Below are 15406 nucleotides of genomic sequence, written 5' to 3'. Positions count from 1 at the left end.
GAAGCGCCGGGCGACCGGCCCCGGCGTGGTCGTCGAACCCGCGCCGGGGCCGTGACACGTCCTCCGCTCTCCACCGTCGACCCAGCGGGCCCTGGGACGGCGGCCGAGCGGGGGCCGACGCCGCGGACGGCGCAGCTCCGGCGGACGGTGCGGGCGTCAACCTCCCCAGATGTCCTCGACGAACCGGTCGGCCGCGCGCAGCCCCGCCAACCACGCCGCGGCGTCCGCCTCCGACGTCGCGGTGCGATCTCGGAAGATCCGCACGAGCGAGCTACGCACGCCCGGCGCGATCGTCGATGCGTTCCCGCACACCAGCACGACCGCGTCGCGCTGCAGGACCGACCAGACCTCGTCGGCGCAGTCCAGCATCGCGTCCTGGACGTACCGGCAGGGCCGGCCGGGCTCGCGGGAGAACGCGTTCTCGACCCGCACCAGGCCGTCCCGCTGGTAGCCGAGGAGCTCCTCGGCGTACAGCAGGTCGGCCTGCGGCTCACGGCAGCCGAAGAACAGCAGCGACGCGGCCACCTGCACCCCCTGCCCGCGCAACGCGGCACGCTCCTGCAGGAACCCGCGGAACGGTGCCAGACCCGTTCCGGCCCCGACCATGAGCATCGGCACGGTGGGGTCCTCCGGCGGCCGGAACGCGATGGTCGGCTCGCGGACGAAGACGAACGCGGTGCCGTTCTCCGGCAGCTCCTCCAGGTGGGTGGAGGCCACGCCGGAGAACGTGCCCGTGCCGGACCGGGCCGGTGCCCGCAGCACGCCCGCCGTGATGCTGCAGACGTCCGGGCTGACCAGCGGTGACGAGGAGATGGAGTAGTAGCGCGGACGCAGCGGCGGGAGCATGTCGAGGTAGACCTCGAAGGGCAGCCGGCACGCCGGGAACTGCTCGAGCAGGTCGAGCACCGACCGGTTCGGGGCGAACACCCGCTCCCGGTACCGGGCCTGCGCGTCCTCGTCCTCACCGGTCCACGAGCCGAGCTCGGCCTGCTGCCCCGGGTCGTCGGTGTGGTCGGCGAGCACCTCGACGTCGGCCCGGGTGGCGACGTCCTGCAGCTCCACGCAGCTGGCCAGGACGCCGACGAGCGGGGTCGGCTCGTCGATCGGCAGGTGGGTGTGCCCGTCGGGGGTGGTCGGGATGATGGTGATGTACTGCCCCGGGTCGAGCCCGAACCGGACCAGCACCCGCCGCAGCACGTCGATGCGGTTGCGGGGGAGCACCCCGAGGTGGTCGCCGGCCCGGTAGCGCGTCTCCGGCGGCAGGGTGATCTCGATGTGCCGGGTGGACCGTCCGGGCGTCCCGGCCGACGGGCTCACCCCGAGCAGCTCCCGGTTGGCCCGGACCCGGGCGGGCCGGGCGCGGTAGGACATGATCACCGGGTTGGTGAGCTGCCGGTTGGTCAGGGTGATCGACAGGCGAGGACCGGCCGGCGCGGGAGCGGCCACCTCCGGCGGCAGGTCGAGGGCGGTGGCGACGTCGGTCCACAGGCCGCCGTGCCAGGAGCGGTACTCGGCGTCGAAGTCCGCGGCCGCGTTCCCCTCGCCCCGGTCGCGCAGGCGCCGTCCTCCGTGCGCCGCGAGCTCGGTGTCGAGCAGCGTGGGCACGGCCTGGTAGGTGGCCCGCCACTCGGTGTTGCCGCAGCCGAACACCGAGTACGCCACGCCGGTGGCCGCATCGGCGTCGGCGCCGGCGATCCAGCGGCAGAACGCGGTCGCGTTGTCCGGGGGGATCCCGTTGTAGGAGGCGCAGACGACGAGCAGCGCGCCGCCCGCCGGCAGGTCGCCGACGTGGTCGTCCAGCGGCCCGAGCGTGACGTCGAAGCCGCGGTCGGTGCCCTCCCGGGCGAGGCGGGTGGCCAGGGCCTCCGCGGTGCCCAGGTTCGAGCCGAACAGCACCGACAACCGCGTCCCGTGCCGCGCGACCTGCGGGATCGCCGGCTCGGGCAGCGGAGCCGCGGGACCGGTCCGTGCCGCTGCGCGTGCCGCGGCCGGGCCGGTCGGCTCGATCACCACGTCGGTCCGCGGCCGCACCTGCAGGCGGAAGTCGGCGGGCTTGATGGTGAGCGTGCTCTTCACCTGCAGCTGGTAGTCGAGGTGGTCGACCAGCTCGAAGCGCTGGAGCAGCATGCCCAGGACGAGCGTGGCCTCCTGCAGCGCGAACTGCCGGCCGATGCAGGCCCGCAGGCCGGTCCCGAACGGCTTGTAGGCGTGCGGCGGGACGGCGGCGAGGCGCTCGGGTGCCATGTGGTCGGGATCGAAGTCCCGGGCGTCCTCGCCCCACACGGACGTGTCCCGGTGCAGCGCCGCCGCCATCACGCTCGTGGCCGTGCCCTTCGGGATGGCGTAGCGGCCGCCGATGACGGTGTCGGCGCGAGGGGCGCGGTTGAACCCCGGTGCGGTGGGCCACAGCCGCAGCGACTCGTCGAGCACCTGCCGCACGTAGCGCAGCCGCTGCAGCTGCTCGTACGTCGGCGCCGCGCTGCTGCCCAGCACCTCGTCGACCTCGGCCCGGGCCCGCTCCATGAACCGGGGGTTCTTCACGAGGAAGTAGGTGGCGAAGGACAACAGGCCGGAGGTCGTCTCGTGCCCGGCCACGAGGAAGGTGACGCACTGCGCCCGGATGTTGGCGTCCGGCAGCCGCTCACCGGCCGAGTCCACCCCGGTGAGCATCCGGCCGAGCAGGTCGGAGTTGTCGGCCGCGTCGCCCTGTGCCCGGCGCTCGACGACCAGCCGGCCGACCAGGTCGTCCATGAAGGCCTGGTCCTCGTCCAGCTGGCGCTGCGCGCGGACCCGGAGCCGGGTCTGGAGGGGCAGCTGGGTGGTCCGCGCCTGCGACTCGCCGAGCGTGCGGAACATCGCCTGGACGAACGGGTGGTCGGTCTCCCGGTAGAAGGAGTTGAACCGGTAGCCGAAGCCGCACAGCGCGATCGTGTCGAGGGTGAGCCGGGTCATGTCGGCCGGGACGTCGACGTCCTCGCCGGGGTTGAGCCTGCTCCACTTGTCCATCAGCTGGTCGGCGACGTCCAGCATCCGGGGCAGGTAGTCGCGCATCGCCTGCTGGCTGAACGGGGCCAGGAGGATGTCGTGCGCGCGGCGCCACAGCGGGTCGTCGGTGTCGGCGGTGAACAGGCCCGCGCCGATGGCGCCCTCGCGGAGCCGGTGGAGCGCGGCGCCGACGAGCTTGTCGAAGCGGGTGTCGTCGCAGACCTCCGCGACCAGGTCCGGCGAGGAGACCACGACGGTGACCCCGGCGGGCGTCACCAGCTTGTAGATGGGCCCGTGCTCCTCGGCCAGGTGGAGCAGGCTCAGGATCGGGCCGGCGGGGTCCAGGTCCAGGATGTTGCCCAGCAGCGGCACGCCGCGGGGACCGGGGATCTGGTCGAGGCCGATGGTGGCGGTCATGGCGGGGCTCCGGTGGCCGGCGGGCCGGCGCGCGTCGCCCCCGTCAGCACGCGGCCGGAACACGAGCGGGATGGTCGGACGGATCGATCGACCGCCGGGGGACGTCGCGAGGGCCGTGCCCCGTGGTCGTGCCGGTCCTCGCCGGCACGTCCCCGGCGGCCCGTGCCCGGGAGCCGGGTGCACGACCACGGGGTCCCGGGCGGCGCGAGCGGCCGTTGTTCTACACCCGGGCCCGGACCCGGTCAACGAACCCCGGCGTCCCTGCCCGCCCTGTCTGCCCGTCCCTCACGCCCCGAGGCGGCGCCGCTCCCCTGGGGCAGCCCTCCGACCGCCCGTGCCGGGGCGGTCACCGCGGTCGGCCCGTCGAGCACGTCGTACTCCCGGACGGTGACCTCCCGCAGCGCCGGGTCGGCGCACATGCCCCGGAACAGGTCGGTGTCCCGGGACCGGTCGGCGTCCTCCCGCGACGCGAACAGGTACACGCCCCCGTACGTCCCGGTGCCCGCGTCCCCGAGCCACCACTTGGCGAGCAGGCCGGGCCACGAGGTGAACGCCGGGGCCACCCCCGTGGCGAGGTCGAGGTAGTCCTCGGCGGGGACGTCGAGGCCGAAGGTGACGATGCGGATGCGCATGGCGGTTCCTCCCTGAGCGGATCGCCTGTGCGGAGCTGGCAACCGCCGACGCTAGGAGCACCGCTCGACGCCGCTCATCGGCCGAACGCTCCATCGCCGGATGGAGCGCGGGATGGAGCGTTCGACCGAGGAGCGGGCACCCCGGCCGTTCCTAGCGTCGCCGCCATGGACACCTCGACCCTCCCCAGGATCCTCCCCAGGACCCGCTCCCTGCCCGAGGAGTTGCTCCTCCGGTTCCGGGAGCGCGCCGCCGACCACGACGCCGCCGGCGTCGTCGCCGCCGACGACCTCGCCGAGCTCCGCGCCGCCGGCTGGTTCCGGGCGGCGCTGCCGGACGACCTCGGCGGCTCCGGCCTCGACCTGGCCGGGCTCGGCGCCGAGCAGCGCCGCATGGCGCGCTACTCGCCGGCCACGGCGCTGTCGACCTGCATGCACCACTACTGGGTCGGCCTGGCCGCCGACCTCCGCCGGATGGGCCGGCCCGAAGCCGACCTGGTCACCGGCTACGTCACCGACGGCGACGTCCTCGCGTCGGGGCACGCGGAGGTCGGCAACGACGTCCCGATCGCGCTGTCCACCACGTCGGCGACGCGGGTCGACGGCGGGTGGCGGATCACCGGCCGGAAGATGTTCGGCTCGCTCGGTGAGCACTGGGACCGGCTCGGGTTCCACGCCATGGACGCCGGCGACCCGGCCGCGCCCGTCGTCGTGCACGGTTTCGTGCCCCGCGGCGCGCCCGGGCTCACGACGGTCCGCAACTGGGACGCCCAGGGCATGCGGGCGACCGAGAGCCACGACACGGTGCTCGACGGGGTGGTCGTGCCGGATGCCGACGTGCTGTGCGTCGTCCCGGCCGGCCCGCCGAGCCACCCGGCGGTCGCGGTCATGCAGGTGTGGGCGCTGACCCTGATCGCCAACGTGTACGTCGGCATCGCCGAGCGGGCGCTGGAGATCGCCGTCGCGCAGGCGAACCGGCGCACGTCCATCGCCGTTCCGCGGAGCACGTTCGCGCACCACCCGCTGGTGCAGCACCAGGTCGCGGACATGTACCTGGCCCTCGACGCTGCCCGCGCCTGCGTCGACGCCGTCGCCCGGGACTGGGGAGCCGGGGTCGACCACGGGCCGATGTGGGGACCGAAGGTGCTGGCCGCCAAGTGGCAGGCCACGATGGCCGCGAACCGGGTGGGGGACCTGGCCTTCGAGGTCGTCGGCGGGTCGGCCTACCGCCGCGGGACCGAGCTCGAGCGGCTGTCGCGGGACGTGCGCGCCGCGCGCTTCCACCCGGGCACCGACGCGTTCACCCACGAGACGGTCGGCAAGGCGCTGCTCGGCGTGGATCGGACCGGACCACGCTGGTGAGGCTCAGCCGGACAGGCCCGCGGCCACCGCGACCCGGGCCGCCTGGGTCCGGTTGTGCACACCGAGCTTCGTGAAGATGTTGCTGACGTGCCGGTTGGCGGTGCGCTCGCTGATGAACAGGGTCCCGGCCAGCTCGGCGTTGGTCATCCCCTCGGCGAGCAGCGCCAGCACCTCCTGCTCCCGGGCGGTCAGCGTCAGCAGGGCGGGCCGTCGGCCTCCCGGTGCCGCGGCTCCGGGCACCGGGGTGCCGGCGGTCCCGCCGTCCCGGCCGCCCGTGGCGGGGGAGGGGGTCGCCTGTTCGGACAGGACGTGCCGACCGATCCACGCGTCCACGCCGCCCGGGCCGAAGTCCAGGCACACCAGGACGTACCGCCGCTCGCCGACGACGACCTCCTCGAGCGCGTCGAAGCCCATCACCCGCAACACCGGAGCCGCTGCGCGCCAGTCGGCGACCGCGGTGTACACCCGGCGCAGCGTCGCCCGCAGCTCCAGGTACGTGCGCTTGAGGTCGACGACCAGGGTGGCCACCTCCGGCGTGGTCCGCTCGCCGAACCGGCAGCCCAGCGCCCAGCGGAACAGCAGCGCCTGCGCGCCGGGCGGTAGCGGATCGGTGCGCAGCCGGGCCGCGACGCCCCGGACCACGGGGTCCTCGCCCAGCCCGTCGCAGCCGTCGACCGCCGTGGTGGCCGAGAACGCGACGACGTCGCCGTCGCCCCCGCGCACCACGGAGAAGGCGTCCCGCCGGGCCCGCCACCAGCGCTCGGCGAGCCGGGCGGACCCCGGTCCGGCGAAGCGCCGGGTGATGGCGAGGATCCGGTCGCGGTCCTCGGCGCGGACCCGTTCGGCCGGGTGCTGCAGCCTTCCCGGCGGCGCGTACGCGTTGCGGATCAGCGGGTTCTGCACGAGGTGCAGCAGGTCGGCGGTGGTCTCCCAGTCCGGGCCGTGCGGAGCGTGCCCGAGGACGGCGCGCGCGGCGCGGGCGCGCAGCTCCCGCACCCGGGACGGGTCGCGCAGCTCCAGGGCCTCGAGCAGGACCGGCGCCGCCACCCCGGACAGCTCCACCCCGGCCGAGGTGGTGGTCGTGAAGGGCAGCGCCCGCAGGGTCCGCCAGGCCTGCTCGGTGTCCGGCTCGTCGACGACGGCGGTCAGCAGCGGCAGGGTCACCCGGCGGAGCACCGACGCGGCCTCCACGGTGGCCCGCTCCCGTGGCGCGAGGTCGTCGAGCATCACCGCGAACAACTCCTCGACCACGTCGGCCGGCGCGCCGGACCCGAGCGGCCGCCCGGGACGGCGGGCCAGCGCCTCGGCGGCGACCACCGCGGCCAGCGGGTGGCCCCGGGCGAAAGCCACCATCCGCTCGGCGTCGGGGCCCCCGACGCCGAGGGCGGCGAGCAGCTCGTCGACGTCCTCGGCGGTCATCGGGCCGACGACCAGCTCGGCCAGCAGGGCGCGCCAGCCGGGTGCGGTGCGCCAGGCGACGTTCGGTCCGCGCCGGCCGACCAGCAGCGTGGTGACGGAGGCGGGGAGCGCGCTGGTCAGCTCGTTCCGGATCCAGCCGTCGAGCAGGTTGAGCCGCTCGAAAGCGTCGACGACCAGGACGTCGGTCCGGGCGTCGGCGATCCTGTCGGCCGCCGCGGCGGCCGACGGGGGGGCCGGCACGCCGAGCGCGGCGCCCAGCGCGGCGAGCGCTCCGGGGACGGTCGGCTCGGTGCGGCGCCCGTCGAGCCAGGTCGTGCGGAGGGGGAGCGATGCCAGCGTCCCGGTGACCAGGCTGGTCTTGCCGATCCCGCCGGGGCCGTGCACGAACACGGCGGCAGGCCCGTCCGGTGCCAGCAGCGCGGTGAGCCGCGCGCGCTCCTCCGCCCGGCCGACCAGCGCGCCGGCCGCCGCGGCCGCGAGCCGGTCGGATACGGAACCCCGTGGTCGGGGCTGGCCCATGCCCGCATGCTAGGGAGCGGATGCGCCGGTGGGAACGCCGTCGCCCGCCCGGCGGAACCTGCCGGACCGGTCGCCGTGGGCCACTCCTCCCGGGTGGACCTGTCGATCCCGGCCGGGTGCGCGTGTCGAACAGGTGGAGGCCCGATCGGCGGGCCTCGAACCAGGAGGACGAGATGGCCCAGTACGTGATCCTGATCTACGAGGACGAGGCCGCGTACGCGAACGCGTCGCCCGAGGTGCTCGGCGAGGTCATGAAGGCGCACGACGACTTCACCGCCCAGGTGCCTCAGCACGGCGCGAAGCTGCTCGGTGGCGAGGCGCTGGAGCCGACGGGCACGGCGACGAGCGTGCGCAGCGGCTCGGAGGTGACCGACGGTCCGTTCGTGGAGACGAAGAAGGCGCTGGGCGGCTACTACCTCATCGAGGCTCCCGACCTCGACACGGCACTGCGGATCGGCCGGCTGTGCCCTGCCCGGTTCGGCGGGGTCGAGGTCCGCCCGGTCATGACCTTCGACTGAGCGGCGCCGGGCCGAGGCCGATGACCGCCGCCGACACGGCCGCCGTCGCCGCCGCGGTCGCTGACGCGCACCGTCGCGAGTGGGCATTCGTGCTCGCCGCGACGGTGCGCGTCACGCGGGACCTCGACGTCGCCGAGGAGTGCGTGCAGGACGCGTTCGCGGCGGCGCTCACCGACTGGCACGCCCGCGGCGTGCCGGCCCGGCCCGGGGCCTGGCTGACCACGACGGCGAAGCGCCGGGCGCTCAACGTCCTGCGCCACCGGGGCGTCGAGCACCAGTACCTGCCGCTGCTGGTCGAGGACGCGACCGTGCCCGGCCCAGGCGACCTGCTCGACGACCGGTCCGGCGGGGCGGAGCTGCCCGACGACCGGCTGCGGCTGGTCGTCACCTGCTGCCACCCCGCGTTGGACCGGTCGGCCCAGGTCGCGCTGACGTTGCGGCTGGTGTGCGGGCTGTCCACCGCCGAGGTGGCCCGTGCCTTCCTGGTGAGCGAGCCCACCATGGCCGCCCGCATCACCCGGGCGAAGAAGAAGATCGCGGTGGCCCGCATCCCGTACCGGGTGCCGTCCGCGGCGGAGCTGCCCGAGCGGGTGGACGCCGTCCTCTCGGTCGTGCACCTGCTGTTCACCACCGGGCACACGACGCCGGCGGGGGAGGAGCTGGTGCGCCGCGACCTGGTCGAGCGGTCGGTGCAGCTGTGCCGGATGCTGCGCGGCCTGCTGCCGCAGGACCCCGCCGTGGCCGGCCTGCTGGCACTGCTGCTGCTCACCGATGCCCGGCGCGCGACCCGCACGGACGCCGACGGCCGGCTCCTCCTGCTCGAGGACCAGGACCGGGCGCGGTGGGACCACCGCGCCATCGCCGAAGGCGCGGCCCTGGTCCGGGAGGCCCTGCGGGCCCGTCCGCCGAACCGCTACGCGTTGCAGGCCGCCATCGCCGCCGTCCACGCCGAGTCCCCGACGTGGGACGACACCGACTGGCACGAGATCGTGGCGCTGTACGACGTCCTCGTCGACGTGTGGCCGTCGCCGGTCGTGGCGCTCAACCGCGCCGTCGCGGCCGGCTTCGCGCACGGAGCCGCCACCGGGCTCGCCGCCCTCGACGCGCTCGCCGCCGAACCGCAGCTGGCCGGCTACGGTTACCTGCCGGCGGCGCGGGCGGACTTCCTCCGGCGGTTGGGCCGGGTGGACGAGGCCCGGCTGGCCTACCGAGAGGCACTGCTGCTCACCGAGAACTCCGTGGAGCGGGACTTCCTCGCGGGGCGGTTGCGCGAGCTCGGGCGGCCGGACTGACGCCGCGTCCGGGCCGTAGGCCCTCGGCGCACCGACTCGGCGCACCGACTCGGCCCGCCGGCTCAGCACAGCGGTGACGACGGGTCGGCCCGGCGGGTCAGCCGTCGCAACCCGTCCCTGGCCGATGGCACCCGTGGCCCCCAGCCGGTGGCCTCCCGGAACGACCGGTTCGAGACGCGCTGGCTGCGCAGGAAGAAGTCCAGCCGGCGGCCCAGCACCAGCCGCGCCAGCGCGGTCGGCGGACGGCGGACCGCGCGCCGACCCACGGCGTCCGCCAAGGCACGCGCCAGCTGGGCCCGGGTGAGCGGTTCGTCGTCGGCCACGTCGTACGTCCCGTGCAGGTCCGGGGACTCGGCGGCGGCGACCACCGCGGCCGCGGCGTCCTCGTCCCACACCAGCGGCTGGTACGCATCGGCGGGGCCGACGAAGCCAGAGACGCCCCGGCGCGCCAGGGCGAGCAGGTCGCGCGTCGCCGCCGAGTGCGGGCCGTAGATGCCTGCCATCCGCAGGGTCACGCCGCGACCGCCCGTGGCCGCGTAGCGCTCGACCTGGTCCTCGGCGACGATCGTGGACTCGAGGATGTCCGTGGGTGCGATCGGCGAGCCGTAGGACAGCCAGGTCGCCCCGCCGTCGGCGTAAACGGGGGCGAAGCTCGGGTAGACCACCGCCCCGATCCCTGCCCCGGCGGCGAGCGCCGCGTCGATGAGCAGTCTGGTGCCCTCGGCCCGGAGGCGGTCGTTGTCCGTCCACGCCGAACGGCGCCGCGCCGACGACAGCGGGGCGATCCGGGTGGCCAGGTGGAGGACGACGTCGACGTCGGCGAGGGCGGACCGGACGAGGTCCGGGTCGAACAGCGAGCCCTGCACCGGAGTTGCCCCCGCGGCGCGGAGCCTCTCCGCCGATGCCGGTCCGGTCGCCAGGGCCCGCACCTCGTGCCCCCGGGTCCGCAGCAGCGCGACGGTCGGGCTGCCCAGCGCGCCGGTTCCTCCGGTCACGAAGGCGAGCACGCCGCCACGCTAGCGGCGCGCCCGGCCGCCCGGGGCGGCACGGCCCACCCGGTCGCGCACGAACGCGGTGACCTCCGCGATGACCTCCTCGGCGTTCAGTTCGTTGAACAGCTCGTGCCGGGCCTGGGGGTAGGTCCGTTCGACGTGGTCGGGTCCGCGCAGGTGCGCGATACCGACGCGGGTGCCCTCGATCGGCACCAGCTGGTCGTCCTCGCCGTGGATCCACAACAGCGGCAGGTCGCCGAGGGCGGGACCGGAGGCGACCGCCTGCAGGCCGCGCTGCACCGCCTCCAGGGTCGGTCGCTTGAAGGGGCCGTGCCAGACGAGCGGGTCGGCGGCGTACACCTCGCCGACGGCCGGGTCGCGTGACAGCGTGGTGACGTCGAGCGGCACGTCCGGGATCTCCTCCAGGGCCAGCAGCTGCCCGGCCGCCGTCCACGTCCCCACCAGCGGGCTGGAGAGCACGAGCGCGGTCAGCTCCGCGCCGTGGCGCTGGGCGTAGCGGGCCGCGATCAGGCCGCCCATCGAGTGGCCGAGCAGCGCCACCGGCAGCCCGGGGTGCTCGCCGCGGGCGGTCCGCACGAGGGCGTGCAGGTCGGTGACGACATCCTCGAAGTCCGCTACGAGGACCCGCTCGCCCTCGCTCTTGCCGTGGCCGACGTGGTCGACGGCGTGCACGACCGCGCCGTCGGCCACGAAGGCGTCGGCGACGTGCTCGTAGCGGCCGACGTGCTCGCCGTAGCCGTGGGCGATGACGACGACGTGCGTCGGCTCGCCGGTCCCGCTCCAGGTCCGGGCCACGAGCCGGCCGTGCACCCCGTCGTACTGCCACTCCCGGGACCGCGCCACGACGCCTCCACCTGATCCGTCCGACCATCCGGCGGGGCCGCTACCCGCCCCGCCGGGGTTCGATGCGGCAACCCGACGGCTCACCCGGGCTGGGACTCGTGCCCCGCGGGAACCGCCCGGCTCAGGCCCCGGTAGGCGTCGGCGGCGCGGATCCGGCCGGTGACGACGTCGTGGATGGTGCGCGCGATCGGCATGTGCAGCCCGTGCCGGTCGGCCAGCTCCACCACCGTGGACACCGTCTTCACGCCCTCGGCGACCATGCGCATCTCGCCCAGCACCTCGTCGAGCGACCGGCCCAGGCCGAGCTGCTCGCCGACGTGCCGGTTGCGGCTCTGCGGGCTCATGCAGGTGGCGACGAGGTCGCCCATGCCGGCCAGCCCGGCGAGGGTGGCCGGCTCGCCGCCCATCGCCACGGCGAGCGTGGTGAGCTCGGCCAACCCGCGGGACATCACCGCGGCCCGCGTGTTGTCACCCACGCCCAGGCCCTGTGCCATGCCCGTGGCGATGGCGATGACGTTCTTGAGCGCGCCGCCGACCTCGCAGCCGACGACGTCGTGGTGGGTGTAGACCCGGAACACCCCGCGGCGCACCTCGCGCTGCAGCGCCGCCGCGACGCTCAGGTCCTCCGTGGCGATCACGCTGGCCGCCGCCTGGCCGGTCATGATCTCCCGGGCCAGGTTGGGCCCGGTGAGCGCCGCCGCCGGCCGCCCGGGCAGCACCTCCTTGATCACCTCGGTCATGCGCAGGTGGGTGCCGCGCTCGAGGCCCTTGCTCAGGCTGACCACCGGGATCCACGGCGCCAGGTGCGGCCGGACGCGCTCGAGGGTCTCCCGGAAGGCGCCGGTCGGCACGCCCACCACCAGCAGCTCGGCGTGCCTGGCGGCCCGCTCGAGGTCGGCGGTCGCGCGCAGCCGGGCGGGCAGCCGGGCGCCGGGCAGGTAGGCGGCGTTGCTCCGCTGCTCGTCGACCTCGGCGGCAACCTCCGGCTTGCGGGCCCACAGCAGCACCTCGTGGTCGCGGCGGCACAGCAGCGCGGCGACCGTCGTCCCCCACGAGCCGGCCCCGAGCACGGTCACCCTCATCCACGCACCTCCCGACGACCGCGCCCGCGGGCGACGGCAGGGCCGGCACCCGGTCACCGGCCCGGGCACGATCATGTCCGACGAGCGGGGGCGGCCGCTGCGCGCCGGCGGGTCGCGACGGACGCCGGCCATGCTTCCCGGACGCGATCGGGGGATGCCTAGCCGGTCGCGCCGGAGCCGACGGCGGTCTCGTGCCTCCCGTGCGAGGCGGTGTCACGGCGATGGCCGACGCGGCCCTCCACGATGCAGGTCCCGCCGGCGGCCCGGGTCCACGCCTCCCGCACGTGCCGGCGCGCGTGCGCGAGCAGTTCACCGTCGTGTCGAGGCACGCAGACGACGACCGGGCGGTGCTCCCGGACCGCCGGGAGGGAGAAGGCCCGGTCGACCAGGTCGGCACACAGGTCGCCCGGCCAGTTCCGGCCATCGGTCCAGAACTCCACGACCACCGTCTCGTCGTGTTGCGACACGAGGGCCTCGGCGACGGTCCCGGCCGCCGCGGCGGCGGTGACGCCGGTCGGCTGTGTGACCAGTTCCCAGAGCCGCCCGTCCGCGCTGCGGACGCGGGTCCGGTGCGGTGGGCCGTCCTGGACGTGAGGTGCGGGGACCGGCGCCGGGGACGCCGGGGGGGCCGGGGACGCCGGGTGCCCCGGGTGTGCGGTCCTCGTCGCGCCGGTCACGCCCGGGTCGGACGCGGCGCGGGGGGCGGGGATGCGCCAGGACCGGTGGGGCGGACGTCGCCGTGCGGGCGCGGAGGCTGCGACCTCCGCGGGTCCGGCCGCGGCCGAGGGGCGGGACACCGGGACCCGGATCTCGAGGACGCCGTCCGCGTAGGTGGTCGTCATGCCCTCCCCGGTCGCTCCCGGTGGGAGCGGCAGCGTGCGGGTGCGGCTGCCGTAGCGCGTCTCACGGCGGACGAGGCGTTCGTGCTCGCCGGGCTCGACGCGGCGCCGGGCATCGATCCGGAGTGCACCGCTCCGGACGGTGAGGTCGACGTCCTCGTCCGGATGCAGCCCCGGGAGGTCGGCGCGGATCACCTCGGCGTCGTCGTCGCGGTACTCGTCCACGCGGATGGGCGGCCGGCCGGGCGTCCCGCCGCCGAGCAGGCGGCGCACCGGGGATCGCCGGAGTTCGCCGAGGAGGCGGTCGAACCGGGTCCACGGGAGCCCGTGAGCACGCGCGGCAGGAACCTGCTGGTCGGGCATCGGTGCTGTCCTCGATGCGAGGAGTAGTGGTGCGCCTCCCACGGTCCTCGGGACGGCCGGGCCGAGGCAGGGTCCTTCGTCCTCGTCCGGGGCGCGCCTTCGCCCGTGTCCGGGGCGTGCCTGCGCCGCCGGACCGGACGAGAGGCCTCGCCCTCCCGGCTACACCCGGGCGGTGAGGACCTCCCCCAGGCGGGCCGCGAACGCCTCCGGAGCGCCCGTCTGGCCGTACTCGCCGCCGAGGAAACCGCCGTGGCCGCCCGGGAAGGTCACCGGCTCGGTGCCGAGCCGCTCGGCGACGGCGCACGCGCCGCGATGGGCCAGCTCTCCCTCGGACTCCACGCCCGCCGCCAGGACGATGCGGGTCGGCGCCGCCCGCAGCGCCTCGACGTCGGGTTCGAAGTGCGTGCAGGTCACGATGTTCTGGCCGACCAGCGGGTCGTCCCGGGAGCCGTCGTCCTGGGTCGGCAGCCCGAACACCGCCGGGTCCGGGACCGGTCGCCGGAGGTGGTCGGCGGGGACCGGTCCCTTGTGGGTGACGAGCACGAGGAACTCGGCCATCGCCGGGCCGAGCCCGTCGCGCCGGTAGGTCTCGTGGATGTCCCGCGCGACGGCCAGCGCGGCCTCCCGGTCCGGCAGCAGCGCCGCCGCCGGCGGTTCGTGGGCGACCAGCGTCCGCACCTGCTCGGGATGACGCGCGACCAGGGCGAGGGCGTTGATCGCGCCCCCGCTGCTCGCGAACAGGTCGACCGGCCCGCCACCCAGGGCGGTGATGAGCCGGTGCAGGTCGTCGGCGTGCTCCTCGGGCGTCGTCGTCGCTGCGCCGTCGGTGCGCCGGCTGCGTTCCACACCGCGCGGGTCGTAGGTCGCGACGGTGCGGTCGGCGAAGTGCCGGGCGAGCGTGCCGAAGCCGGCGGCGCCCATCGGCGATCCGATCAGCAGCAGGACCGGCGCACCGGCGGTCCCGCCGGTGCGGACGTCGTAGGTCAGCACCGCCCCCGGGACCTCCAGCGTGCGCGTCGTCGGTTCGATCAGGGTCCGGTCCATTCCGCCTCTTCTCGTCGGGTTCCAGCGGGGGCGCTGCTCACGGATGGGACTCCGTGCTCGCGCCGAACTCGTCGGTACGGCGCGAGGTGCACGGTCGCGTCCGCTGCGCAGCGCGAACAGGCACCGCGGTCTGCACCGGCCACCGGCGACGGAGGACGGCGCAGCGCCACGATCACGCACCCGCGGTGCCATGCTGGCGCGACCCCCCCCGCGTCGGGCTTCGGCGACCCGGCCCCTCCGGTGACGCACGCGACCCGGCTCCACCCGGGGATGGTGATGTCCGCCCCGCTGCTGGCGAGCCAGCTCCACGCCCCCCGGCGGTCCCGCGGCCTGGTCGCGCGTCCGAGGCTGGCCGAGCGCCTCGACCGTGCGGCGGACGCGGCCGTGATCCTGGTGTCGGTGCCGGCCGGGTTCGGCAGAACGACGCTGCTGGCGGAGTGGTTGGTCGCCGCCCCGGCCGGCGCGCCGTCCGTTGCGTGGCTCTCGCTCGACCAGCGGGACGACGACCCGACGACGTTCTGGCGGTGCGTCATCGCCGCGCTGCAGGTGGCCCGGCGGGGACGGCGGCACGGCCGTGCTGGCGGCGGACCTCGTCGAGCGGGCGCTCCCGGCACTGCACCGGGACCGGCAGGAGGCGACGCTGCGCCGCTGGCTCGACGCGCTCCCGGACGAGCTGCTCCGGGTCCGGCTGGTGCTCGGCGTCGGGTACGTCGGAGCGCTCATGGCCCGGGGCGAGCTCGAGGGCGTCGAGCAACGCCTGCGGGACGCCGAGCGGTGGCTGGACCCCGCCCGGCGAACGCAGGGGAGCGGGTCCGGCGGCGGGGGTGGTCGTCGTGGACGACGAGACGTTCCGTCGTCTCCCCGGTGCGGTCGCCATGTACCGCGCCGGGCAGACCCTGGTCCTCGGCGACGTCTCCGGCACCACGACGCTCGCCCGGCGCCCTCGACCTCGCCGAGCAGGACGACCACCTCGGCCGCGGAGCACCGGTCGCGCTCCGGGGACTCGCGTCGTGGACGTCCGGCGACCTCGCCGCAGGGCACCGCTGGTACGCCGAAGCCATGGCAGACCTGGAGCCGGCCG

The 15406-nt window shown here is 75.7% G+C and carries 11 protein-coding genes; 3 read left to right on the top strand and 8 right to left on the bottom strand.

All coding sequences use genetic code 11. From position 1 onward, the window contains the following. Positions 1-156 precede the first annotated feature (156 nt). Together OF117_RS08065 and OF117_RS08060 are read right to left on the bottom strand one after the other, a co-directional pair. Positions 157-3402, bottom strand: a complete 3246-nt coding sequence (locus OF117_RS08065) for a bifunctional cytochrome P450/NADPH--P450 reductase (protein WP_263552304.1) — start codon at positions 3400-3402, stop codon at positions 157-159. Positions 3403-3644: 242 nt separating this feature from the next. Then, positions 3645-4034: a YdhR family protein gene (locus OF117_RS08060; RefSeq protein ID WP_263552303.1), complete on the bottom strand. Its 390-nt coding sequence runs from the start codon at positions 4032-4034 to the stop codon at positions 3645-3647. Positions 4035-4199: 165 nt separating this feature from the next. Between OF117_RS08060 and OF117_RS08055 the strand changes: the two genes are divergently transcribed. Continuing rightward, positions 4200-5393: an acyl-CoA dehydrogenase family protein gene (locus tag OF117_RS08055; protein ID WP_263552302.1), complete on the top strand. Its 1194-nt coding sequence runs from the start codon at positions 4200-4202 to the stop codon at positions 5391-5393. A 3-nt stretch (positions 5394-5396) separates the two neighbouring features. Here the strand turns inward: OF117_RS08055 and OF117_RS08050 are convergent, their stop codons facing one another. Beyond that, entirely contained in the window at positions 5397-7331 is a 1935-nt protein-coding gene (locus OF117_RS08050; protein ID WP_263552301.1) for a helix-turn-helix domain-containing protein, read from the bottom strand. 173 nt (positions 7332-7504) lie between these two features. On the opposite strand from OF117_RS08050, the gene OF117_RS08045 reads away from it, so the two are divergent. Together OF117_RS08045 and OF117_RS08040 are read left to right on the top strand one after the other, a co-directional pair. Then, positions 7505-7849: a YciI family protein gene (locus OF117_RS08045; RefSeq protein ID WP_263552300.1), complete on the top strand. Its 345-nt coding sequence runs from the start codon at positions 7505-7507 to the stop codon at positions 7847-7849. A gap of 20 nt (positions 7850-7869) precedes the next feature. Continuing rightward, positions 7870-9141, top strand: a complete 1272-nt coding sequence (locus OF117_RS08040; protein ID WP_263552299.1) for an RNA polymerase sigma factor — start codon at positions 7870-7872, stop codon at positions 9139-9141. A 62-nt stretch (positions 9142-9203) separates the two neighbouring features. Here OF117_RS08040 and OF117_RS08035 read toward each other — a convergent pair whose 3' ends face one another. The 5 genes from OF117_RS08035 to OF117_RS08015 form a co-directional block, all read right to left on the bottom strand. Beyond that, entirely contained in the window at positions 9204-10148 is a 945-nt protein-coding gene (locus OF117_RS08035) for an NAD-dependent epimerase/dehydratase family protein (protein WP_263552298.1), read from the bottom strand. 9 nt (positions 10149-10157) lie between these two features. Continuing rightward, positions 10158-10997, bottom strand: a complete 840-nt coding sequence (locus OF117_RS08030; RefSeq protein WP_263552297.1) for an alpha/beta hydrolase — start codon at positions 10995-10997, stop codon at positions 10158-10160. Between the two features lie 80 nt (positions 10998-11077). After that, positions 11078-12079, bottom strand: a complete 1002-nt coding sequence (locus OF117_RS08025) for an NAD(P)H-dependent glycerol-3-phosphate dehydrogenase (RefSeq protein ID WP_263552296.1) — start codon at positions 12077-12079, stop codon at positions 11078-11080. 158 nt (positions 12080-12237) lie between these two features. Further along, positions 12238-13281: an Hsp20/alpha crystallin family protein gene (locus OF117_RS08020; RefSeq protein WP_263552295.1), complete on the bottom strand. Its 1044-nt coding sequence runs from the start codon at positions 13279-13281 to the stop codon at positions 12238-12240. A gap of 159 nt (positions 13282-13440) precedes the next feature. Then, complete coding sequence (locus tag OF117_RS08015; RefSeq protein WP_263552294.1) at positions 13441-14325, bottom strand: alpha/beta fold hydrolase; 885 nt, start codon at positions 14323-14325, stop codon at positions 13441-13443. Positions 14326-15406: the final 1081 nt, after the last annotated feature.

Source organism: Geodermatophilus sp. YIM 151500 (assembly GCF_025716945.1).
Classification (GTDB): Bacteria; Actinomycetota; Actinomycetes; order Mycobacteriales; family Geodermatophilaceae; genus YIM-151500.
Note: the sequence above shows the minus strand (reverse complement) of the source record. Positions and strands in the feature narration are given on the sequence as shown.